Consider the following 21,876-nt stretch of genomic DNA (forward strand, 5'->3'; position numbering starts at 1 on the left):
AAACATTTCAAATACTTGATCCAGCTCCTTAGAACGGGCCGCCAATGCATTTATCCTGCATGTCTTTAACGGCCGCTCCACTGCCGACTTGAACCCTGAAGGCCCGTGATCTCTTGACCAGTCCAGTCCTGCAAACCGTTGCCCTCGCTTGTGAGCGAGACCTTCGGCTGCTCTTCGAAAATCTCGAATTGAGACTGGCCAGTGGCGAAATGTTGCAAATCAGCGGCCCTAACGGCAGTGGCAAAACCAGCCTGCTGCGCCTGTTATCCGGCCTGATGCAGCCGACCGCCGGTCAAGTGCTGCTCAACGGCCAGCCGCTGAACGATCAGCGCCTTGAACTGGCGCGCAACCTTTTGTGGATCGGGCATGCCGCCGGCATCAAGGATCTGCTGACGCCGGAAGAGAACCTGATCTGGCTCTGCGCCCTGCATCAACCGGCCTCCCATGAGGCGATCTGGCAGGCGCTGACTGCCGTCGGATTGCGCGGTTTCGAGGATGTTCCTTGCCATACGCTGTCTGCCGGGCAGCAACGCCGGGTAGCATTGGCGCGCTTGTACCTGGACAGTCCGCCGCTGTGGATTCTCGATGAGCCGTTCACCGCGCTCGATAAACAAGGCGTGGCGCAACTCGAAGAACACCTGGCCGCCCACTGCGAGCGCGGCGGCATGGTGGTGCTGACCACTCACCACACGCTGAGCCGGATGCCGGCCGGCTATCGCGACATCGATCTGGGGAAGTGGGCCGTATGAGTGTTTTCGGCCTGTTGGTCGCCCGTGAGGCCCGTCTGCTGTTCCGTCGTCCTGCTGAACTGGCAAATCCGCTGGTATTCTTCGCGATCGTCGTTTCACTGTTCCCTTTGGCTGTCGGACCCGAGTCTCAATTGTTGCAAACCTTGTCTCCGGGACTGGTCTGGGTCGCGGCCCTTTTATCGGTCTTGCTCTCGCTGGACGGGCTTTTCCGCAGTGATTTCGAAGACGGATCGCTTGAACAGTGGGTCCTTTCGTCGCACCCCCTGCCTCTTCTGGTTTTGGCCAAGGTACTGGCACACTGGGCCTTCTCTGGCCTGGCACTGGTTTTGCTCGCTCCACTGCTGGCGTTGATGCTCGGTTTGCCAACCGCCTGTCTGCCGGTGTTGCTGCTTTCTTTGTTGCTGGGTACACCGGTGCTGAGCCTGCTCGGTGCGGTGGGCGCGGCCCTGACGGTGGGATTGAAGCGTGGTGGCCTGTTACTGGCGCTGCTGATTCTGCCGCTGTACATCCCGGTGTTGATTCTCGGCAGTGGCGCCTTGCAGGCGGCCTTGCAAGGCATGCCGGCGACCGGTTATCTCTTGTGGCTTGGTAGCCTGACCGCCCTGGCGATAACCCTGACACCGTTTGCAATAGCTGCTGGCCTGAAGATCAGCGTCGGCGAATAATGAGGTCTGGTCAAAATTTGATCAGTAAAGACCCTTTAGCTCTTCAAAGCGAAGAGCAACCGTGATGGAAACAGTAATGAACTGGACCTGGTTTCATAAGCTCGGCTCGCCCAAATGGTTTTACGGCATCAGTGGCAAACTGCTGCCGTGGCTGAGCATTGCCGCGTTGCTGCTGATCAGCATCGGTGTCGTCTGGGGCCTGGCTTTCGCGCCGCCTGACTACCAGCAAGGCAACAGCTTTCGCATCATCTATATCCACGTTCCTGCCGCCATGCTGGCTCAGTCCGTCTACGTCATGCTGGCGGTGTGCGGCATCGTCGGGCTGGTCTGGAAAATGAAACTGGCCGACGTCGCCCTGCAATGCGCGGCGCCCATCGGTGCCTGGATGACCGCCGTGGCGCTGGTCACCGGCGCGATCTGGGGCAAGCCGACCTGGGGCTCGTGGTGGGTCTGGGATGCGCGACTTACGTCCATGCTTATTCTGCTGTTTCTGTACTTCGGTCTCATTGCGCTGGGCAACGCGATCAGCAATCGTGACAGCGCGGCCAAGGCCTGCGCGGTCCTGGCGATTGTCGGCGTGATCAACATTCCGATCATCAAATACTCGGTGGAGTGGTGGAACACCCTGCACCAGGGCGCGACCTTCACCCTCACCGAAAAACCGGCGATGCCGGCCGAAATGTGGCTGCCACTGCTGCTGACGGTGCTGGGTTTCTACTGCTTCTTCGGCGCGGTGCTGTTGCTGCGCATGCGCCTTGAAGTGCTCAAGCGCGAAGCCCGGGCCAGTTGGGTGAAAACCGAAGTGCAGAACAGCCTGGAGGCCGCTCGATGAGTTTTGCTTCATTCGGCGATTTCCTCGCCATGGGCCATCACGCCCTGTATGTCTGGTCAGCCTATGGCATCTGCCTGGCGGTGCTGGCCCTCAACGTGGCGGCGCCGATCCTGGCCCGCAAGCGGTATCTGCAACAAGAGGCGCGACGTCTGCGCCGGGAGAACGGCAAGTGAATCCGCTGCGCAAAAAGCGTCTTATCATCATTCTCGCGATCCTGGTGGGTGTCGGCGCTGCCGTCGGCCTGGCCCTGAGCGCCCTGCAGCAGAACATCAATCTGTTTTACACCCCGACCCAGATCGCCAACGGCGAAGCCCCGCAAGACACGCGCATTCGCGCGGGCGGCATGGTCGAGAAAGGTTCGCTGCAACGTTCCGGCGATTCGCTGGACGTGAAATTCATCGTCACCGACTTCAAAAAATCCGTGACCATCAGCTACCGCGGCATCCTGCCGGACCTGTTCCGCGAAGGGCAGGGCATCGTGGCGCTGGGCAAACTCAACGCCGAGGGCGTGGTGGTGGCCGACGAAGTGCTGGCCAAGCACGATGAAAAGTACATGCCGCCAGAAGTGACCAAGGCTTTGAAAGACAGCGGTCAATCTGCTCCAACGCCCGCGAAGGAGGGTTGATCGATGACATCCGCACTTTTTATTCCTGAACTCGGCCACCTGGCCATGATCCTGGCGCTGTGTTTCGCGCTGGTTCAGGCCATCGTGCCGTTGCTCGGCGCCTGGCGCGGTGACCGTCTGTGGATGAGCCTGGCCCAACCGGCCGCCTGGGGCCAGTTCGCCTTTTTGCTGTTCGCCTTCGGCTGCCTGACCTACGCGTTTATGGCCGACGACTTCTCTGTCGCCTACGTCGCCAGCAACTCCAACAGCGCCTTGCCGTGGTACTACAAGTTCAGCGCGGTGTGGGGCGCTCACGAAGGTTCGCTGCTGCTGTGGGCCTTGATCCTCGGGGGCTGGACCTTTGCGGTGGCGGTGTTCTCCCGGCAATTGCCGCAAGTGATGCTGGCCCGCGTGCTGGCCGTGATGGGCATGATCAGCACCGGTTTCCTGCTGTTCCTGATCCTCACCTCGAACCCGTTCAAGCGCATCCTGCCGCAAGTGCCCAGCGATGGCGCGGACCTCAATCCGCTCCTGCAAGACATCGGTCTGATCGTTCACCCGCCGATGCTGTACATGGGTTACGTCGGTTTCTCGGTGGCCTTCGCCTTCGCCATTGCGGCGCTGATGGGCGGTCGTCTTGATGCGGCATGGGCGCGCTGGTCGCGTCCGTGGACCATCGTCGCCTGGGCCTTCCTCGGTATCGGCATCACGCTCGGTTCGTGGTGGGCCTACTACGAACTCGGCTGGGGCGGCTGGTGGTTCTGGGACCCGGTGGAAAACGCATCCTTCATGCCTTGGCTGGTGGGTACGGCACTGATTCACTCGCTGGCGGTCACGGAAAAACGTGGCGTGTTCAAGAGCTGGACCGTGTTGCTGGCCATCGCCGCGTTCTCGTTGAGCTTGCTGGGGACCTTCCTCGTGCGTTCCGGCGTTCTGACCTCGGTTCACGCCTTTGCCTCCGACCCTGAGCGCGGCGTGTTCATCCTGATCTTCCTGCTGTTTGTGGTCGGCGGTTCGCTGACGCTGTTTGCCCTGCGCGCACCAGTGGTGAAAAGCCACGTCGGCTTCAATCTGTGGTCCCGGGAAACCCTGCTGCTGGGGAACAACCTGGTGCTGGTGGTGGCGGCGTCGATGATCTTGCTCGGCACCTTGTACCCGCTGATTCTCGATGCGATGACCGGCGCCAAGCTGTCGGTCGGCCCGCCGTACTTCAACGCGTTGTTCATTCCGTTGATGGCGTTGCTGATGATGGTGATGGCGGTCGGCATGCTGGTGCGCTGGAAAGACACCCCGGTCAAATGGCTGTTCAACATGCTGACCCCGGTGTTGCTCGGCAGTGCCGCGTTGGCCGTCGTGGCCGGCGTCGCTTACGGCGACTTCAACTGGGCCGTGATCGCGACGTTCATGCTCGCCGCCTGGGTGTTGCTTGCTGGCGTGCGTGACATCTTCGACAAAACCCGCCACAAAGGCCTGGTCAAAGGCCTGCCGACCCTGACCCGCAGCTACTGGGGCATGCAAATCGCTCACCTCGGCATCGCCGTGTGCGCCCTCGGCGTCGTGCTGTCGAGCCAGAACAGTGCCGAGCGCGATTTGCGCCTGGCGCCGGGCGAGTCCATGGACCTGGCCGGTTACCACTTCGTGTTCGAAGGCGCCAAGCACTACGAAGGCCCGAACTTCACCTCGGACAAGGGCACCGTACGGGTGATCAAGGGCGGCAAGGAAGTCAGCGTGCTGCACCCTGAAAAACGCCTCTACACCGTGCAGAACTCGGTGATGACCGAAGCCGGGATCGACGCCGGTTTCACCCGTGACATTTACGTCGCACTCGGCGAACCGCTGGGCGATGGCGCCTGGGCCGTGCGTGTCCATGTCAAACCGTTCGTGCGCTGGATCTGGTTCGGCGGGCTGCTCACAGGTTTCGGCGGGTTGCTGGCGGCGCTGGATCGCCGTTATCGGGTCAAGGTGAAAAGCCGCGTGCGTGAAGCACTGGGCATGACGGGAGCCACTGCATGAGACGTTGGTTAATGCTGTTGCCACTGGCGATTTTTCTGGTGGTGGCTGTTTTTCTTTATCGCGGGTTGTACCTGGACCCGGCCGAGTTGCCTTCGGCGATGATCGGCAAGCCGTTCCCGGCGTTTTCCCTGCCGACCGTGGAGGGCGATAAAACCCTGACCAAGGCCGACATTCTCGGCAAGCCGGCACTGGTCAACGTCTGGGCCACTTGGTGCATCGCCTGCAAGGTCGAGCATCCGGTACTGAACAAGCTGGCCCAGCAGGGCGTGACGATTTATGGCATCAACTACAAGGACGTCAACGCCGACGCGAAGAAGTGGCTGGTGGAATTCCACAACCCTTACCAGTTGGGCATCAGTGACGCGGACGGCTCGCTGGGCCTTAACCTCGGCGTGTATGGAGCGCCGGAAACTTTCTTCATTGACGCCAAAGGCATCATCCGCGACAAGTTTGTCGGGGTGATCGATGAGCAGGTCTGGCGCGAAAAACTGGCGGCCAGGTATCAGGCGCTGGTGGATGAGGCCAAGCCATGAAGCGCTGGATAGCCGCTGTTGTATTGGGTTTGAGCATGGCCGGCGTGGCGCACGCGGCCATTGACACTTATGAGTTCGCCAAAGAAGGCGATCGTGAGCGTTTTCGCGAGCTGACCAAGGAGCTGCGTTGCCCCAAGTGCCAGAATCAGGACATCGCCGATTCCAACGCACCGATTGCCGCCGACCTGCGCAAAGAGATATTCCGCATGCTGGGCGAGGGCAAGGACAATCAGCAGATTATCGACTTCATGGTCGATCGCTACGGTGATTTCGTCCGCTATAAACCTGCTCTGAATGCCAAGACCGCCTTACTCTGGTTCGGCCCTGCCGGCCTGCTGCTGGGCGGTTTTGTGATCATCGCCGTGATCGTCCGCCGTCGTCGCGTGCAACGCACTGACACCAAGGACGAGCTTTCTGCCGAGGAGCGCGAGCGCCTCGACCACCTGTTGGATAAAACCAAGAATGATTGATTTCTGGCTCGCTGCAGGTCTGCTACTTCTGGTTGCCCTGAGTTTTCTGCTGATCCCCGTTTTGCGTGGCCGTCGTGCGCAGCTCGAAGAGGATCGTACTGCCCTGAACGTCGCGCTGTATCAGGAGCGCGTGGCTGAGTTGCAAGCCGAGCAGGAAGAGGGCGTGCTCAACGCTGCGCAACTGGAAACCGGTCGCGCCGAAGCGGCCCGTGAATTGCTGGCCGATACCGAAGGCGTCGATGCACCGCGCGTGGCGCGCCTGGGCAAACCGTTGCCCTTGCTGGCGGCGATTCTGGTGCCGGTCCTGGGGTTGGGCTTGTACCTGCATTTCGGCGCCAGCGACAAAGTCGAACTGACCCGTGAATTCTCTCAGGCGCCGCAGTCGATGGAAGAGATGACCCGGCGTCTGGAGCGCGCGGTCGCGGCTCAGCCGGATTCGGCTGAAGGCTTGTACTTCCTCGGTCGCACGTACATGGCTCAGGATCGTCCTGGCGACGCGGCGAAAATCTTCGAACGCACAGTGAGCCTGGCCGGTCGTCAGCCGGAACTGCTCGGCCAATGGGCTCAGGCCCAGTACTTCGCCGATGGCAAAAAGTGGTCGGACAAGATTCAGGCGCTGACTGACGAAGCACTGAAAGCCGATCCGAAAGAAGTCACCAGCCTTGGCTTGCTGGGTATCGCAGCGTTTGAAAGCCAGCGTTATCAGGACGCCATCGACTACTGGAATCGCCTGCTGGCGCAATTGCCGCCGGAAGACAGTTCCCGTGCCGCGCTGCAAGGCGGGATCACGCGGGCGACCGAGAAGCTTGAAGCCAGCGGCGGCAAAGTCGCCCAGGCCCCAGCGGCCAAAGCGGCAGCGAAGCTTAAAGTCACCGTCGATCTGGCGCCCGAGCTCAAAGCCAAGGTCCAGCCCGGCGACAGCGTGTTCATTTTCGCCCGCGCCACCTCAGGGCCACCCGCGCCGCTGGCCGCCAAGCGACTGACCGTCGCCGACTTGCCGGCCACCGTCGAACTGGGCGATGCCGACGCAATGATGCCGCAGTTGAAACTGTCGAACTTCCCTGAAGTCCAACTGGTTGCGCGCATCTCCCGCGCCGGCCAACCGACTGCCGGCGAATGGATCGGTCGCAGCCAGCCTCTGGCCAGCAGCACCACCGCAGCGCAAAAACTGACCATCGACAGCCCGGACAAATAACAGGAAAGCCACCATGACCGCCATCGCTCGTATCACCCTTCTCAGCCTGGTTTTGGGGTTAAGCGCTTGTGCGGTCCAGCGGCCACCTGAGCAGCCAACCCCGCGACCGATCCCGCCGTCGCAGCCAAGCACCAAACCGGCGCCCTCGACGGCGCCGAGCAAACCAAGCACCCCGGCCAAACCCGCCAAGCCGCTGCCACGCACCTCCGCCAGCTTCGCGCCACCACCGGGGGGTAACAGCCATTGGGATGCCAAGCTCGGCGTTTATGTGCTTGATGATCAATCCAACACTTTCTACCGCCAACGCACCTACTACCGCTGGAACAACGGCTGGAGCCGGTCGATCAGCCCGAACGGGCCGTGGGAAGAGACTAATATCCACGGTGTGCCAGGTGGGTTGGGACGGCAATTCGGGGAGTAAAACTTTCGAAGCGGAGTCAATGAGCATGTTACTTTCTAGTCAGCTTAATACCTGTAAGGCATCCGGCTATGAGGGCAGCAATGGACATTGAAAATGCGACCAACGCCGAGCTTCGCGAACTGTTGTCGCAAATTTTGATTGATCCTGTTCGTATGGAGCGTGTGGCCTCCCTCTCTTATAAACACCAACTAGGTTTCGAAAAATACATTCTTTCAGATGATGAAAGTGGGTGTATAAGAATGCATTTTTGGCCTGATCTGGATTCAGCGCGAATGGAGGATATTCACTCCCATTGCGCTGCTTTTACGCGCCGGCACTCGGCGATTTTGCGGGCGGTGAGGCCGGAGTAGCTCTGGGCGCCCAGCCGCAGGGCGAGTCGACGCCTTCTTCGACCAGACTGACGTTGCGGTCGTCGAGCATCAGGTCGATGTTCAGGTCCGGGTTCTGATCGAGGAACGGTCCGAGGTGCGGAACGATGTGCAGTCGGCCGAAGGTCACGGTGGCGCAGATGCGCAGGTTGCCGGTGAGGCCGCTGGCGGCACCACGCGCGGCGTTGTCGGCCTCATCGGCTTCTTCGATGGCGCACTTGGCGCGTTCGAAAAAGGCCAGCCCGGCTTCTGTGGGCGTCAGGCCACGAGTCGAGCGCAACAGCAGTCGAACCGCGAGGCGCGCTTCCAGTTGCGCAATGGTTTTCGACACGGCGGGCTGGCCGATATTCAGGCGCCTCGCGGCGGCGGAAAATGAGCCGGTTTCGAAGGTTTCCATTGCACCGAGGCGGTCCATCTCACGTCCTTGTGAAGATCAAACTGTGGGGGCGGGCTTGCTCGCGAAAGGAGACTGGCATTCAACATCTATGTTGTCTGTTATGGCCTCTTCGCGAGCAAGCCCGCTCCCACAGGGGCTTTGTGTATTCAGTTAGAAGGCGGCTTTACCGATTGAAGATCCGCCGTCGACAAACAACGTTTGCCCGGTGATAAACCCGCTCTGCTCGAACAACAAAAACGCGATGGCTGCCGCGATCTCATGCGGCTGCCCCAAACGGCCCATCGGAACACCCGCCAGGTACCGCGCTTCACCTTCGCTGCCTGGCGGATTGTTGGTGCGAAACAGCTCGGTTTCAGTCGGCCCCGGCGCCACAGCGTTCACCGTCACGCCTGTTTGCGCCAGTTCCAGCGCCCAGGAACGCGTGAAGCTGATCAGCGCCGCTTTGGCCGCCGCGTACGCCGTGCGCTGGGTGATCCCGAGGACGGTCAAGCTGGAAATGTTCACCACCCGGCCCCAGCCCTTGGCGCGCATGCTCGGAAGCAGCGCTTGAGTGGCCTGCAGCGCCGAATGCAGGTTGACCCGCATCACGTCGTCGAAGGTATCGAGGTCGATTTCTCCCAGCACTTGCGGACGAACCAGGCCGACGTTATTCACCAACCCATCAAATTCGTAAGTCCTGGCCAGATCCGCCAACACTTCCTGGGTCAGCGCCCTGTCGCTCAAATCCAGCGGAAACAGAATGCCGGGGAACGTCAGGTCCGGCGTTCGGGCAATCCCGACCACCCGATGCCCCGCGCGGTCCAGATGCTCGGCCACTGCCCGGCCGATGCCTTTGCTGGCACCGGTAATGAGAAAGGTACGTCGGGTCATTGCAAACTCCTTGAAAGAACATACCGCCGGGGCAGGCTGCATGTGAACGGGTCAGCCGCGAATCGCATCCAGCATCGCTTCAGGCTCTGGACGCTGAGTGTAATCCGGGTTGACCTCGGGCGTTACGAGTCAGGCGAGATCTATCCTGAGCCCGACGCGAGGGGTTCACATCCTGAAAAACATCGTGAACAGATCCAATCCGGTTTCTATGGTGCAGTGGCGCTCCATTAAGTTGAAGATTTGCTGGAGGTACCGCTGTGCACTATCCAATCATTATCGAGTGGGGAGATGAGAGGACTGCGACAGGTATTCAAATACCAGATATCCCGGGTGCTGTGACTGCCGGTGATACGTTCGAGGAGGCGTACGACGCTGCCATCGAAATTGCGCAGATACTTCTGCAACAAATGGAGACGCATGGGCTGGATATTCCGGTGCCAACATCGGTTAGCGAGCATCGAGGCAATCCGGAGTTTTCAGGTAAAGGCTGGGGAATGTTGACGATTTAAAGTGCGGAGCATCTGTTGCTCGACATTCACGAGCAAGCCAGATTCCTGTGGGAGCGTGCGGTGCGGCGATCCGACTTGCACGCGATGCTTTTTATGACTCAAGCGGTCGCCAGCGAACGCTTTTCCGAAACACTCAAAAACCGCAACAACGCCAACAGCGCAAATGCACTGCCCACAATCACGATCCACAACCAGCCGCCATGCTCATACACCGCGCTGGCCACCGACGAACCAAAGGCGCCGCCGATGAAGATGCTGGTCATGTACAACGCATTCAAGCGGCTGCGGCTTTTGGCGTCGAGGGCGTAGACCGCACGTTGGCCGAGGACCATGTTCATCTGTACGCAGAAGTCGAGCACCACGCCGGTGACCGCGAGGCCGATGACGCTGTAGACCGGGTGGATGAACGCAGGCAGGAAACTCAGGCTGGCGAACAGCAGGGCCAGCAATGAGGCGATGCGGGTGTGGCCGGCATCGGCCAGTCGACCGGCAATCGGCGCGGCGATCGCACCGATGGCGCCGACCAGGGCGAAGATCGCGATCTGGGTTTGTGACAAGCCATGATTGCGCGCCAGTTCCAGGGGCACGGCAGTCCAGAACAGGCTGAAGGTGGCGAACATGCAACCCTGGTAAAACGCGCGCTGACGCAACACCGGTTGTTGGCGCAACAGCGTCCACAGAGAACCGAGCAACTGGCCATAAGTAGCGCTGTGATCAGGCTGGCGCTTTGGAATTGTCAGCGCCAGCACCAGGCTGATCGCGGCCATCAGTACCGCCGCGATCACAAACATCGCGCGCCAGCCGAAGTGGTCAGCCACCACGCTGGACACTGGCCGCGCTAACAGAATCCCCAGCAGCAAACCGCCCATGATCCCGCCGACGACCCGGCCGCGTGACTCTTCCGGCGCGAGGTGCGCGGCCAGCGGAATCAGGATCTGCACCGACACCGAGCTGAAGCCCACCAGCAACGAGATCAGCAAAAACACATTCGGCTGATCGGTGAACGCCGCGCCCAACAGGCTGGCAATCGCCACCACGGTCGTGATGATCATCAATCGGCGGTTTTCCAGCAGATCACCCAGCGGCACCAGGAAAAACAGACCCAACGCGTAACCGATCTGGGTCAGCGAAACGATCAGGCTGGCCATGGTGCTGGTCAGGCCAATGTCCGGGGCGATCAGGCCGATGATCGGTTGGGCGTAGTAGATGTTGGCCACAATCGCGCCACAGCAAAAGGCGAACAGCATCACCATGCCTTTGGTCATTGTCGCGGCGCCGTGGGGCACCTGAGTCGCTGGGTTCATAACGTGTCTCGCTGAACAGAAGGGAATGCGCGCAGGCTAAAGAGGTATCGGATTCGGCAGAAGAGGGAGTGGAGTGATAGCAATCATTCCTTTGCGGAATGAGTGAGGGACATGGGTGATGTCCATCGACGAACCTTGCGTCAAAATATTGAGGTCCGATGATACATTCACTTACATCCTGTTCGATAGCGTGCTTATGTTCTCTCTTCACGTTTCCTGAACGGAAGGCACTTCCATGAATGCGATGTTTCGTCACCTTATACGCAGCGCTTCAGTTGTTACCCTGGTTGGCTTGTTCACGGCGGGACTGGTCCAGGCCGCCGACGCGCCGGGCATGCGCATCGGTGTGCGCGGCGAGATCACCGGCGTCAGCCCCAATGTATTGAAAGTCCACGTCAACAGCGGCGAAAACGTGGTGATCAACCTGACCAACGACACCAAGGTCCGCGCCGTTACCTTGGCCAATATCGAAGACATCAAACCGGGCAGCTACATTGGTTCGGCGGCCATTCCACAAGACGACGGCACCTTGAAGGCGCTGGAAGTCCACGTCTTTCCACCGGAGCTGGCGGGCAGCGGCGACGGGCATCGGCCGTTCGATCTGGTCAAGGGCAGCAGCATGACCAACGGCAGCGTGGGCGATCTGGTGGTCAGCAATGGCCGGGTGTTGACCGTCAACTACAAGGGCGGGCAGCAGAAAATCCTGGTGCCGGAAGATGTGCCGATCGTGAACCTGATGCCGGGGGATCGCAGCTTGCTGAAGGTGGGCGTGAGGATCGTTACGTTTGTGACCCAAAGTGCTGACGGTACGCTCACCGCGCAATCGATCTCGGCCGGCAAGGATGGCGTTACCCCACCGATGTAGTTGCGCTCGCAATTGATCGTTCCCACGCTCTGCGTGGGAATGCCTCAACGGACGCTCTGCGTCCGCTTCTGGGACGCGGAGCGTCCCGGGCTGCATTCCCACGCAGAGCGTGGGAACGATCAGTCAGCGGCCACAAAAAAGGCGACCTTCTCAGGTCGCCTTTTTGTTGGGCTCAGGAATTACTGACCACTGTAAATCTGATCAAAGATCCCACCATCATTGAAGTGGGTCTTCTGCACAGTCCGCCAGTCACCAAAGGTCTTCTCAACCGAAAGAAAATCCACTTTCGGGAACCGATCGGTGTACTTGGCCAGCACCGCCGGATCACGTGGACGCAGGTAGTTGGCCGCAGCAATTTCCTGACCTTCCGGCGACCACAGGTACTTCAGGTACTCCTCGGCCGCCGCTCGAGTGCCTTTCTTGTCGACGGTTTTGTCCACCACCGACACGGGCGGCTCGGCTTCAGCGGAGACGCTTGGGTAGATCACTTCAAACTGATCACGACCAAACTCGCGGGCAATCATTTCCGCTTCGTTTTCGAAGGTCACCAGCACATCACCGATCTGGTTGGTCATGAACGTGGTGGTGGCTGCACGGCCACCGGTATCGAGCACCGGCGCTTGCTTGAACAGCTTGCCGACGAAGTCCTTGGCCTTGTTCTCGTCACCGCCGTTTTTCAGCACATAACCCCAGGCGGACAGGTAGGTATAACGCCCGTTACCCGAGGTCTTCGGGTTCGGCACGATGACTTGCACGCCATCCTTGAGCAGGTCTGGCCAGTCTTTCAGGGCTTTCGGGTTGCCTTTGCGCACGATGAACACGGTGGCCGAGGTGAACGGCGCGCTGTTGTTCGGCAGGCGGGTGACCCAGTTTTCCGGGACCAGTTTGCCGTTGTCCGCCAGGGCATTGATGTCGGTGGCCATGTTCATGGTGATGACGTCAGCCGGCAGGCCATCGATCACCGAACGCGCCTGTTTGCTGGAGCCGCCGAAGGACATTTGCAGCGTGATGTTCTCGTTGTGTTCCGCTTGCCAGTGTTTCTGGAACGCAGTGTTGTAGTCCTTGTAGAAATCTCGCATCACGTCGTAGGAAACGTTGAGCAGGGTCGGTGCGGCCTGAGCCACGCTGGTCAGTGCCAGGCCAGCGGCCAGAAGTGAGGCGCCAAAAAGTTTTTTCACTGCGCATTCCTTGTTCTAGAAGTTTTTATTTAGAAAGTGGGGCAATTTGCGAGCGACTATAGCCGGGCTCGCATAGTCCTTTAAAGATTAAAAAGTACTGTGCTTATTCCAGTTTCTTGAACAGCTGATTGCCACATCGCGAGCAAAATGCCGCGCCGTGTTCGTGGTTGTTTTTCTTGCACACCGGGCAGTCGTGTTGCAGTTGTTCGCCACGCATGGCGTTGGCCAGTTCGGCGGTAAAAATTCCCGTGGGCACGGCGATGATCGAGTAACCGGTGATCATCACCAGCGACGAGACCACCTGGCCCAACGGGGTCTTGGGCACGATGTCGCCGAAGCCCACGGTGGTCAGCGTGACGATGGCCCAATAGATACCCTTGGGAATGCTGGTGAAGCCGTGTTCCGGACCTTCGATCACGTACATCAGCGTGCCGAATACCGTCACCAGCGTGCAGACGCTGACCAGAAACACCACGATCTTCTGCTTGCTGCCGCGCAGCGCCGACATCAGATAGTTGGCTTGCTTGAGGTACGGGCTGAGCTTGAGCACGCGGAAAATCCGCAGCATCCGAATGATCCGGATGATCAGCAGGTACTGCGCATCGGCGTAATACAGCGCCAGGATGCCGGGCACGATTGCCAGCAAATCCACCAGCCCATAAAAGCTGAACGCATAGCGCAATGGCTTGGGCGAGCAGTACAGACGCAAGCCATATTCAATGGCGAAGATGATGGTGAAGCCCCACTCGATGTACGCCAGTACGTCGGCGTAGTTCTTGTGGACCGTGTCGATGCTGTCGAGCATCACAATCACAATGCTGGCGAGGATGATCAACAGCAGGATGCCGTCGAAGCGCCGCCCGGCCTTGGTGTCGCTCTGGAAAACCATGACGTAAAGGTCTTCACGCCAGTTTTTGCTGCTGTCCATGGATACCGCCTGAACCAATGATCAGCGAAGCCTAGGTTGATTCTCCTCCAGAGTGCAAGGCGTACGGGCGACCGTGGTCTTGCCGAGCATTTGAACAACCGAGCGGATCAGCCAGCAGGAGAGGATGAACGGCGCGGTCAGCGTTGGCAGACCGATGGCGGCAAACACCGGCGTCAGCAACAGCGCTGATGCAATACCGATCAGCGGCAGCCAGAGCTTTTGGCGCTGCGAGCTGAAGGCGAGGGCGGCAAGTACGGCGTTATAGCCACCGAGACCGATCAATGCGCTATAGAAGTCGTGATGCAGCAGGCTCCAGCCCATGCCTGCGACAGACGCCAACAACGCCCAGCAGAATGCGCGGCGATCAGCGATCAGCAAACCCACGGCAATCATTGCACCGGCCAGCGGATGACCGAGGAACATCACCTGACCGAGGCCTTTGAGTGGTGCGGCGAGCATGTTCAGCGTATTGATTTCGATCAGGTGCGCAGTTGTCGAGGGCGTGGCGAAGCACAGTAACAACCAGCCCAGCCCCACGAAGGGCGCCGTATAGGCAGGCAGGTATTGGCTGACCCGGACGCGTTTGAGCCACTGTTGAGTGAACATCGCACTCAGTCCACCCGCAGCGATAATCAGCGGCGGCAACAGTGCGGACCAGGGGAAATACAGGCTAAGCAGCAGACCGAGCAAGACACCGTTGTAACTGAACAGCCCGGCCTGACGATCGGCCTTGGCATAGTTTCGGCGTTGCGCGGTGAGCAAACCGGCGACACCGCCCAGCAGCGCACCGCCGAGCAGGGTGGGCGCGGTGAAAAGAATCGCCAACAGGCACAGCAGACCGCACAGCGGATGGCGCTGGAGGAATATCTGGCTGAAGCCGTTGAGCAGGGCAGTCGCCCAGTCGGGGCAGTGGGTGTTGAAGTGGTTGGCAGGCATGGCAGTTCTGAAAGTCAAAGGGAGCGAGTCGGTCGAGCGCGACCCCGGCTGATCGCCAGCAGGCTGGCTCCCACACTGAATCTCAGTTCACTCTTGATTCCGTGATCGACACAAAACCAATGTGGGAGCCAGCCTGCTGGCGATGAGGCCGGTATGGGCGCTCTAGATCAATGTCTCGATACGCAACGAGTTAGTCGACCCCGGCTGCCCAAACGGCACACCCGCCGTGATCAACAATGTGTCCCCGCGCTGCGCCATACCCTGCGCCTGCGCAATTTCCAGCGCCGTCGAACAGACCTCGTCCACCTGCCGCAGCCGATCATTGACCACCGAATGCACGCCCCACGCCACGGTCAAGCGGCGCGCCGTCTGCAGGTTCGGCGTCAGGTTGAGGATCGGCACCGTCGGCCGTTCCCGTGCCGCACGCAAACTCGATGTCCCCGACTCGCTGTAATTCACCAACACCGCCACCGGCAGCACATTGCTGATGCGGCGGATCGCACAGCTGATCGCATCAGAAACAGTCGCCTCAGCCTTCGGCCGGCTCACGTCCAGTTGCGCCTGATAATCCGGACCGTTTTCCACCTGGCGAATGATCTTGCTCATCATCTGCACGGCTTCCAGCGGGTACTCGCCGGACGCGGTTTCGGCCGACAGCATCACCGCATCGGCCCCTTCGGCCACGGCATTGGCCACATCAGTCACTTCGGCGCGGGTCGGGGCAGGGGAGAAGCGCATCGATTCGAGCATCTGCGTCGCCACCACCACCGGTTTGCCGAGTTCGCGGCAAATGCTGATGATGTTTTTCTGAATCTGCGGCACGCTTTCGGCCGGCACTTCCACGCCCAGGTCTCCGCGAGCGACCATGATCGCGTCGCTCAACTCGGCGATTTCCCGCAGTTGAGTCACCGCCGATGGCTTCTCGATCTTGGCCATCAAAAACGCTTTGTCGCCGATCAGTTCGCGGGCTTCGCGGATGTCTTCCGGACGCTGCACGAACGACAGCGCGACCCAGTCCACACCCAGCTCCAGACCGAAGCTCAAGTCGCGACGATCCTTGGCGGTCAGCGGGCTCAACTCCAGCACCGCTTGCGGCACGTTCACACCTTTGCGGTCCGAGAGTTCACCGCCGTTGAGCACGGTGGTGTCGATCGCGTCGGCGTACTTGGTGACCACGCGAAGGCGCAGCTTGCCGTCGTCCAGCAGCAGGTCCATGCCGGGCTCCAGCGCGGCGATGATTTCCGGGTGAGGCAAGTTGACCCGGCGCTCATCACCCGGCGTCGGGTCGAGGTCCAGGCGCAGGGCCTGGCCGCGATGCAGTTGCACCTTGCCTTCAGCGAACTTGCCGACCCGCAGTTTCGGGCCTTGCAGGTCCATCAGAATGCCCAGCGGGTAATTCAGCTGGCGCTCGACTTCACGAATCCACTGATAACGCTGAGCGTGGTCGGCGTGATCGCCGTGGCTGAAGTTCAGGCGAAAGATGTTGACCCCGGCCTGGACCAGCTCACGGATGTCGTCGATCCCGTCGGTGGCAGGGCCGAGGGTGGCGAGGATTTTAACCTTCTTGTCAGGCGTCATTTTTTGGGCTCTCGAGGATCAGGATGGCGCGGAAGTCGTTGACGTTGGTGCGGGTCGGTTCGGTGACGATCAGTGCATCCAGCGCCTCGAAATAACCGTAGCCATTGTTGTTGTCCAACTCGTCGCTGGCGCTCAAGCCGAGGGCGGCGGCGCGGGCGTAGCTGTCCGGGGTCATGATTGCGCCGGCGTTGTCTTCGGAGCCGTCGATGCCGTCGGTGTCACCGGCCAGGGCATAGACGCCGGGCAGGCCTTTGAGGCTTTCGGTGAGGCTCAGCAGGAATTCGGCGTTGCGTCCGCCACGGCCATTGCCGCGCACGGTGACGGTGGTTTCGCCGCCCGACAAAATTACGCACGGCGCCGCCAACGGTTGGCCGTGAAGGACCACTTGCCGCGCGATACCGGCGTGAACCTTGGCCACTTCGCGGGATTCGCCTTCCAGGTCACCGAGGATCAGCGGACTGAAACCGGCCTGACGGGCTTTCACCGCGGCCGCTTCAAGCGATTGCTGAGGACGGGCGATCAGCTGGAAATGGCTGCGCGCCAGGCTCGGATCACCGGGTTTGACCGTCTCCGATTCCGGGCTCTGCAGCCAGTTGCGCACCGAGGCCGGAACCTCGATGCCGTAGCGTTTGAGGATCGCCAGGGCTTCGGCCGAGGTGCTCGGGTCGGCCACGGTGGGGCCGGAGGCGATGACCGTGGCGAGGTCGCCCGGCACATCGGAAATCGCGTAGGTATAAACAGTGGCGGGCCAGCAGGCCTTGCCGAGGCGACCGCCCTTGATCGCCGAGAGGTGCTTGCGCACGCAGTTCATCTCGCCGATGGTGGCGCCGGATTTGAGCAGGGCTTTGTTGATCGATTGCTTGTCGGCGAGGGTGATGCCGGCCGCCGGCAATGCCAGCAGGGCAGAACCGCCGCCCGAGAGCAGGAAGATCACGCGGTCGTCTTCGGTCAGGTTGCTGACCAGTTCAAATACGCGTTTTGCGACGGCTAGACCGGCCGCGTCAGGCACCGGGTGAGCAGCTTCGACGACTTCGATTTTTTCGCACGGGGTGCCGTGACCGTAACGTGTCACCACCAGACCGGACACTTCACCCTGCCAGCAACGCTCGACGACCTGGGCCATGGCCGCGGCGGCTTTGCCGGCGCCGATGACGATCACCCGACCGCTGCGATCTTTAGGTAAATGGGCTTCAAGGACTTGCTGCGGATGGGCCGCGTCGATGGCTGTGGCAAACAGCTCGCGCAGGAATTGTTGCGGATTGACCGACATGGCGGGCTCCCGGATTTCTTGTTATTCGAAGGGCAACACAGATCACTGTTGATCGTTCCCACGCTCTGCGTGGGAATGCCTCAATGGACGCTCCGCGTCCGCTTCGGCAGGGACGCGGAGCGTCCCGGGCTGCATTCCCACGCAGAGCGTGGGAACGATCAGTGCCGGGGCAGGGCTTACTTATCGCGAATCGAGAAGTTCGCCATGTGTTCCAGGCCTTTGATCAGCGCCGAGTGGTCCCAGTTGCTGCCACCGATGGCCGCGCAGGTGCTGAACACTTGTTGGGTGTTGGCGGTGTTCGGCAGGTTGATGCCCAACTCGCGCGCGCCGGCCAGGGCCAGGTTGAGGTCCTTCTGGTGCAGGCTGATGCGAAAGCCTGGGTCGAAGGTGCCTTTGATCATGCGCTCGCCGTGCACTTCGAGGATCTTCGACGATGCGAAACCGCCCATCAGCGCTTCACGCACCTTGGCTGGGTCGGCACCGTTTTTCGAGGCGAACAGCAGGGCTTCGGCCACAGCCTGGATGTTCAGCGCCACGATGATCTGGTTCGCCACTTTCGCGGTCTGACCGTCGCCATTGCCACCGACCAGGGTGATGTTCTTGCCCATGGCCTGGAACAGCGGCAGTACGCGTTCGAAGGCATCGGCATCGCCGCCGACCATGATGCTCAGGGTCGCCGCCTTGGCGCCGACTTCACCGCCGGACACTGGCGCGTCGAGGTACTGCGCGCCTTTTTCGTTGACCTTGGCCGCGAAGGCTTTGGTGGCGGTCGGCGAGATCGAGCTCATGTCGATCACGACTTTGCCTTTGCCGACACCGGCCGCAACGCCGTCGGCGCGGAACAGCACGTCATCGACCTGCGGGGTATCCGGCACCATGATGATGATGAATTCGGCTTCTTGTGCCACTTCTTTCGGGTTCGCCAGGGCGACGGCGCCACCTGCAACCAAGTCGGCCGGGGCTGGGTCGTGATGCGCCGACAGGAACAGGCTGTGACCGGCTTTCTGCAGGTTCAATGCCATTGGGTGGCCCATGATGCCGGTGCCGATAAATCCGATTTTAGCCATGAGAAATTCCTCTTGTTTTTATTGCTCTGTTCGCAAAATTCGTGGGGTGTCAGCGAGGGCGCCTTCGCGGGCAAGCCTCGCTCCTACGGGTATGTGTCGGTCGCCCAATTGCGTATCAACCTGATCCTGTAGGAGCGAGGCTTGCCCGCGAAGAACGATGACGCGGTGTTCGATCAGATCGCGTTATGGGTTTTAAGCCAGCCCAGACCCGCTTCAGTAGTGGTCAGCGGCTTGTATTCACAGCCAACCCAACCCTGATAACCGATGCGGTCGAGGTGTTCGAACAGGAAGCGGTAGTTGATTTCACCCGTGCCCGGTTCGTTGCGCCCAGGGTTGTCGGCCAACTGGATGTGGTTGATCTCGCCCAGGTGCGCAGCCATGGTGCGGGCCAGGTCGCCCTCCATGATTTGCATGTGGTAGATGTCGTATTGCAGGAACAGGTTGGCGCTGCCGACCTGTTCGCGAATCGACAGGGCTTGCGCCGTGTTGTTCAGGTAGAAGCCCGGGATGTCGCGGGTATTGATCGCTTCCATCACCAGTTTGATGCCCGCCGCTTGCAGCTTGTCGGCGGCGTACTTGAGGTTGGCGACGAAGGTTTTTTCCACGGTGGCATCGTCGACGCCTTGTGGACGAATACCCGCCAGGCAGTTGACCTGAGTGTTGCCCAGCACTTGTGCGTAAGCGATCGCCAGATCGACACCGGCGCGGAACTCTTCAACCCGGTCCGGCAGGCACGCGATACCGCGTTCGCCCTTGGCCCAGTCACCGGCCGGCAGGTTGAACAGCACTTGGGTCAGGCCGTTGGCGTCGAGTTTGGCCTTGATCTCGGCGGAGCTGAAGTCGTAGGGGAACAGGTATTCGACACCACTGAAGCCGGCCTTGGCGGCCGCTTCGAAACGGGCAAGAAAATCCTGCTCAGTGAACAGCATGGACAGGTTGGCTGCGAAACGCGGCATGGTGGTCTCCCGTAAATCTGTGAGGGCCCCCCTGTAGGAGCGAGGCTTGCCCGCGAAGGCATCGTGTCAGTCGACATCAATGTTGAATGGTACGACGCCTTCGCGGGCAAGCCTCGCTCCTACAGGGGGAGCGTTCAGCTGTTAGTCCAGCAACGAAATCGCGGTTGGCGCATCGTTGCCGACCAGCGCCAGGTCTTCGAATTCGTTGACGGCGTTGATCTCGGTGCCCATGGAAATGTTGGTCACGCGCTCCAGAATAATCTCGACGATGACCGGCACCTTGAACTCTTCGATCATTTCCTGAGCCTTGCGCAAGGCAGGCTGGATCTGACCCGGTTCGAACACACGCAGCGCCTTGCAGCCGAGGCCTTCAGCGACCGCGACGTGGTCGACACCGTAACCGTTGAGTTCCGGAGCGTTCAGGTTATCGAAGGCCAGCTGCACGCAGTAGTCCATGTCGAAACCGCGCTGAGACTGACGGATCAACCCCAGGTACGAGTTGTTGACCACAACGTGGATGTACGGCAGCTTGAACTGCGCGCCCACCGCCAACTCTTCGATCATGAACTGGAAATCATAGTCGCCAGACAGCGCCACGACCTTGCGGGTCGGATCAGCCTTGACCACGCCCAGCGCTGCTGGAATGGTCCAGCCCAGAGGACCTGCCTGACCGCAGTTGATCCAGTGACGCGGTTTGTAGACGTGCAGGAACTGCGCGCCGGCAATCTGCGACAGACCGATGGTGCTGACGTAGCACGTGTCTTTGCCGAACACCTGGTTCATCTCTTCGTAAACGCGTTGCGGCTTGACCGGCACGTTGTCGAAGTGAGTCTTGCGCTGCAGGCTGGATTTGCGCTGCTGGCAGTCTTGCAACCAGGCACTGCGGTTTTTCAGCTTGCCGGCGGCTTGCCATTCGCGAGCGACTTCGATGAACACGGTCAGCGCGGCAGCGGCGTCGGAAACGATGCCCAGGTCCGGGGTGAACACGCGGCCGATCTGGGTCGGTTCGATGTCAACGTGAATGAATTTGCGGCCTTCGGTGTAAACGTCGATCGAACCGGTGTGACGGTTGGCCCAACGGTTACCGACACCCAGTACCAGGTCGGACTTGAGCATCGTCGCGTTGCCGTAGCGGTGCGAGGTTTGCAGACCGACCATGCCGACCATCAATGGGTGATCGTCCGGAATGGTGCCCCAGCCCATCAGGGTCGGGATGACCGGAATGCCGGTCAGCTCGGCGAACTCCACCAGCAACTCGCTGGCGTCGGCATTGATGATGCCGCCACCGGCAACCAGCAGCGGGCGCTCGGCCTGATCGAGCATGGCCAGGGCCTTCTCGATTTGCACGCGGTTAGCGGTCGGCTTGGCCAGCGGCAGTGGCTCGTAGGCGTCGATGTCGAATTCGATTTCGGCCATCTGCACATCGAACGGCAGGTCGATCAACACCGGGCCTGGACGGCCGGAGCGCATTTCATAGAAGGCTTTCTGGAACGCATACGGCACCTGGCCCGGCTCCATGACCGTGGTTGCCCACTTGGTCACTGGCTTGACGATCGCGGTGATGTCGACAGCCTGGAAGTCTTCCTTGTGCATACGGGCGCGGGGGGCTTGCCCGGTAATGCACAGAATCGGGATCGAGTCGGCCGAGGCGCTGTAGAGCCCGGTGACCATGTCGGTGCCGGCCGGGCCGGAGGTGCCGATGCACACGCCGATGTTGCCGGCCTTGGTGCGGGTGTAGCCCTCGGCCATGTGCGAGGCACCTTCAACGTGGCGCGCGAGGACGTGATCGATGCCACCGACCTTCTGCAAGGCGTTGTACAGCGGGTTGATCGCGGCGCCCGGGATGCCAAAAGCGGTATCAACCCCTTCACGGCGCATCACCAGAACGGCGGCTTCGATTGCTCTCATTTTGCTCATGGTTTTGTGCCTCTTACGTTTTGTAATTGTATACAAGTTGCTTTGCGCAGAGTGTATTCACGGCGGACGGCGCAGGTCAATCCATTTTCTCAAGCGACTGTTTCATTCGTCGGAAGCCCGTGCTGCTGTGGCTTTTCGTCGCATGTGGCGCTTTTCGAGAATTATTGTATACAAAAAAATAACTCATTGTGTTCTATTTGTTGCATCGGACTGCGGCACAAGCGCGCAGTCCACTGGCTTTCCCTATAACA

The 21,876-nt window shown here is 60.4% G+C and carries 21 protein-coding genes and 2 pseudogenes; 12 read left to right on the forward strand and 11 right to left on the reverse strand.

Translation table 11 applies throughout. The annotated features are described in order from the left end of the window. Positions 1–113 precede the first annotated feature (113 nt). The 10 genes from ccmA to ACYZTM_RS23800 all read left to right on the forward strand — a co-directional run bounded on the left by ccmA (position 114) and on the right by ACYZTM_RS23800 (position 7,482). Positions 114–749: a cytochrome c biogenesis heme-transporting ATPase CcmA gene (ccmA, locus tag ACYZTM_RS23755; RefSeq protein WP_461984961.1), complete on the forward strand. Its 636-nt coding sequence runs from the start codon at positions 114–116 to the stop codon at positions 747–749. Next, positions 746–1,414, forward strand: a complete 669-nt coding sequence (gene ccmB, locus ACYZTM_RS23760; RefSeq protein WP_090188533.1) for a heme exporter protein CcmB — start codon at positions 746–748, stop codon at positions 1,412–1,414. The genes ccmA and ccmB overlap by 4 nt, the downstream gene beginning before the upstream one ends. A gap of 76 nt (positions 1,415–1,490) precedes the next feature. Continuing rightward, positions 1,491–2,246, forward strand: coding sequence for a heme ABC transporter permease (locus ACYZTM_RS23765; protein ID WP_461984963.1), 756 nt, complete (start codon positions 1,491–1,493; stop codon positions 2,244–2,246). Then, positions 2,243–2,419 (forward strand): heme exporter protein CcmD, encoded by a 177-nt coding sequence (ccmD, locus tag ACYZTM_RS23770; RefSeq protein WP_008145547.1) that lies wholly within the window; start codon positions 2,243–2,245, stop codon positions 2,417–2,419. The genes ACYZTM_RS23765 and ccmD overlap by 4 nt, the downstream gene beginning before the upstream one ends. Then, positions 2,416–2,871: a cytochrome c maturation protein CcmE gene (ccmE, locus tag ACYZTM_RS23775; RefSeq protein ID WP_131061588.1), complete on the forward strand. Its 456-nt coding sequence runs from the start codon at positions 2,416–2,418 to the stop codon at positions 2,869–2,871. Before ccmD ends, ccmE begins: the two co-directional genes overlap by 4 nt. Before the next feature lie 3 nt (positions 2,872–2,874). Then, on the forward strand, positions 2,875–4,863 hold the full coding sequence (locus ACYZTM_RS23780) for a heme lyase CcmF/NrfE family subunit (RefSeq protein ID WP_131061587.1): 1,989 nt from the start codon (positions 2,875–2,877) through the stop codon (positions 4,861–4,863). Beyond that, positions 4,860–5,396 carry a DsbE family thiol:disulfide interchange protein gene (locus ACYZTM_RS23785; protein ID WP_083375996.1) on the forward strand — a complete coding sequence of 179 codons (537 nt, stop codon included), beginning with the start codon at positions 4,860–4,862 and terminating at the stop codon, positions 5,394–5,396. The genes ACYZTM_RS23780 and ACYZTM_RS23785 overlap by 4 nt, the downstream gene beginning before the upstream one ends. Further along, entirely contained in the window at positions 5,393–5,866 is a 474-nt protein-coding gene (locus tag ACYZTM_RS23790; RefSeq protein WP_109628611.1) for a cytochrome c-type biogenesis protein, read from the forward strand. The genes ACYZTM_RS23785 and ACYZTM_RS23790 overlap by 4 nt, the downstream gene beginning before the upstream one ends. After that, the gene (gene ccmI, locus ACYZTM_RS23795; RefSeq protein WP_131061586.1) at positions 5,859–7,061 is read left to right on the forward strand and encodes a c-type cytochrome biogenesis protein CcmI; all 1,203 of its coding nucleotides are present in this window, start codon (positions 5,859–5,861) and stop codon (positions 7,059–7,061) included. The genes ACYZTM_RS23790 and ccmI overlap by 8 nt, the downstream gene beginning before the upstream one ends. Before the next feature lie 13 nt (positions 7,062–7,074). Beyond that, positions 7,075–7,482 carry a hypothetical protein gene (locus ACYZTM_RS23800; RefSeq protein WP_131061585.1) on the forward strand — a complete coding sequence of 136 codons (408 nt, stop codon included), beginning with the start codon at positions 7,075–7,077 and terminating at the stop codon, positions 7,480–7,482. A gap of 304 nt (positions 7,483–7,786) precedes the next feature. Here the strand turns inward: ACYZTM_RS23800 and ACYZTM_RS23805 are convergent. Together ACYZTM_RS23805 and ACYZTM_RS23810 are read right to left on the reverse strand one after the other, a co-directional pair. Beyond that, a pseudogene (locus ACYZTM_RS23805) lies at positions 7,787–8,265 on the reverse strand (LysR family transcriptional regulator); the annotation flags it as partial. A gap of 132 nt (positions 8,266–8,397) precedes the next feature. Further along, the gene (locus ACYZTM_RS23810; protein ID WP_461984967.1) at positions 8,398–9,117 is read right to left on the reverse strand and encodes an SDR family oxidoreductase; all 720 of its coding nucleotides are present in this window, start codon (positions 9,115–9,117) and stop codon (positions 8,398–8,400) included. Between the two features lie 257 nt (positions 9,118–9,374). On the opposite strand from ACYZTM_RS23810, the pseudogene ACYZTM_RS23815 reads away from it, so the two are divergent. Beyond that, positions 9,375–9,623: pseudogene (locus tag ACYZTM_RS23815) on the forward strand (type II toxin-antitoxin system HicB family antitoxin); the annotation flags it as partial. A gap of 101 nt (positions 9,624–9,724) precedes the next feature. Here the strand turns inward: ACYZTM_RS23815 and ACYZTM_RS23820 are convergent. Beyond that, a complete protein-coding gene (locus ACYZTM_RS23820) occupies positions 9,725–10,930 on the reverse strand; it encodes an MFS transporter (RefSeq protein WP_131061582.1) in 1,206 nt (401 codons plus the stop codon). A gap of 235 nt (positions 10,931–11,165) precedes the next feature. Here ACYZTM_RS23820 and ACYZTM_RS23825 point away from each other — a divergent pair, with 235 nt between their 5' ends. After that, entirely contained in the window at positions 11,166–11,795 is a 630-nt protein-coding gene (locus ACYZTM_RS23825) for a hypothetical protein (RefSeq protein ID WP_461984969.1), read from the forward strand. A gap of 179 nt (positions 11,796–11,974) precedes the next feature. Here the strand turns inward: ACYZTM_RS23825 and ACYZTM_RS23830 are convergent, their stop codons facing one another. The 8 genes from ACYZTM_RS23830 to gcl form a co-directional block, all read right to left on the reverse strand. Continuing rightward, complete coding sequence (locus tag ACYZTM_RS23830; RefSeq protein ID WP_131061579.1) at positions 11,975–12,973, reverse strand: sulfate ABC transporter substrate-binding protein; 999 nt, start codon at positions 12,971–12,973, stop codon at positions 11,975–11,977. Positions 12,974–13,076: 103 nt separating this feature from the next. Then, positions 13,077–13,901: an ion transporter gene (locus ACYZTM_RS23835; protein WP_131061578.1), complete on the reverse strand. Its 825-nt coding sequence runs from the start codon at positions 13,899–13,901 to the stop codon at positions 13,077–13,079. 21 nt (positions 13,902–13,922) lie between these two features. After that, positions 13,923–14,837, reverse strand: coding sequence for an urea transporter (locus ACYZTM_RS23840; RefSeq protein WP_131061577.1), 915 nt, complete (start codon positions 14,835–14,837; stop codon positions 13,923–13,925). Between the two features lie 162 nt (positions 14,838–14,999). Further along, positions 15,000–16,415: a pyruvate kinase gene (gene pyk / locus ACYZTM_RS23845; protein WP_131061576.1), complete on the reverse strand. Its 1,416-nt coding sequence runs from the start codon at positions 16,413–16,415 to the stop codon at positions 15,000–15,002. Then, a complete protein-coding gene (locus ACYZTM_RS23850; protein ID WP_461984972.1) occupies positions 16,405–17,685 on the reverse strand; it encodes a glycerate kinase type-2 family protein in 1,281 nt (426 codons plus the stop codon). Before ACYZTM_RS23850 ends, pyk begins: the two co-directional genes overlap by 11 nt. A 176-nt stretch (positions 17,686–17,861) precedes the next feature. Further along, entirely contained in the window at positions 17,862–18,752 is an 891-nt protein-coding gene (locus ACYZTM_RS23855; RefSeq protein WP_461984974.1) for a 2-hydroxy-3-oxopropionate reductase, read from the reverse strand. A 173-nt stretch (positions 18,753–18,925) separates the two neighbouring features. Beyond that, positions 18,926–19,708 carry a hydroxypyruvate isomerase gene (gene hyi / locus ACYZTM_RS23860; protein WP_131061573.1) on the reverse strand — a complete coding sequence of 261 codons (783 nt, stop codon included), beginning with the start codon at positions 19,706–19,708 and terminating at the stop codon, positions 18,926–18,928. A 141-nt stretch (positions 19,709–19,849) separates the two neighbouring features. Next, positions 19,850–21,625 carry a glyoxylate carboligase gene (gene gcl, locus ACYZTM_RS23865; protein ID WP_461984977.1) on the reverse strand — a complete coding sequence of 592 codons (1,776 nt, stop codon included), beginning with the start codon at positions 21,623–21,625 and terminating at the stop codon, positions 19,850–19,852. Between the last annotated feature and the right edge of the window lie 251 nt (positions 21,626–21,876).

The organism is Pseudomonas sp. MDT2-39-1, assembly GCF_054898085.1.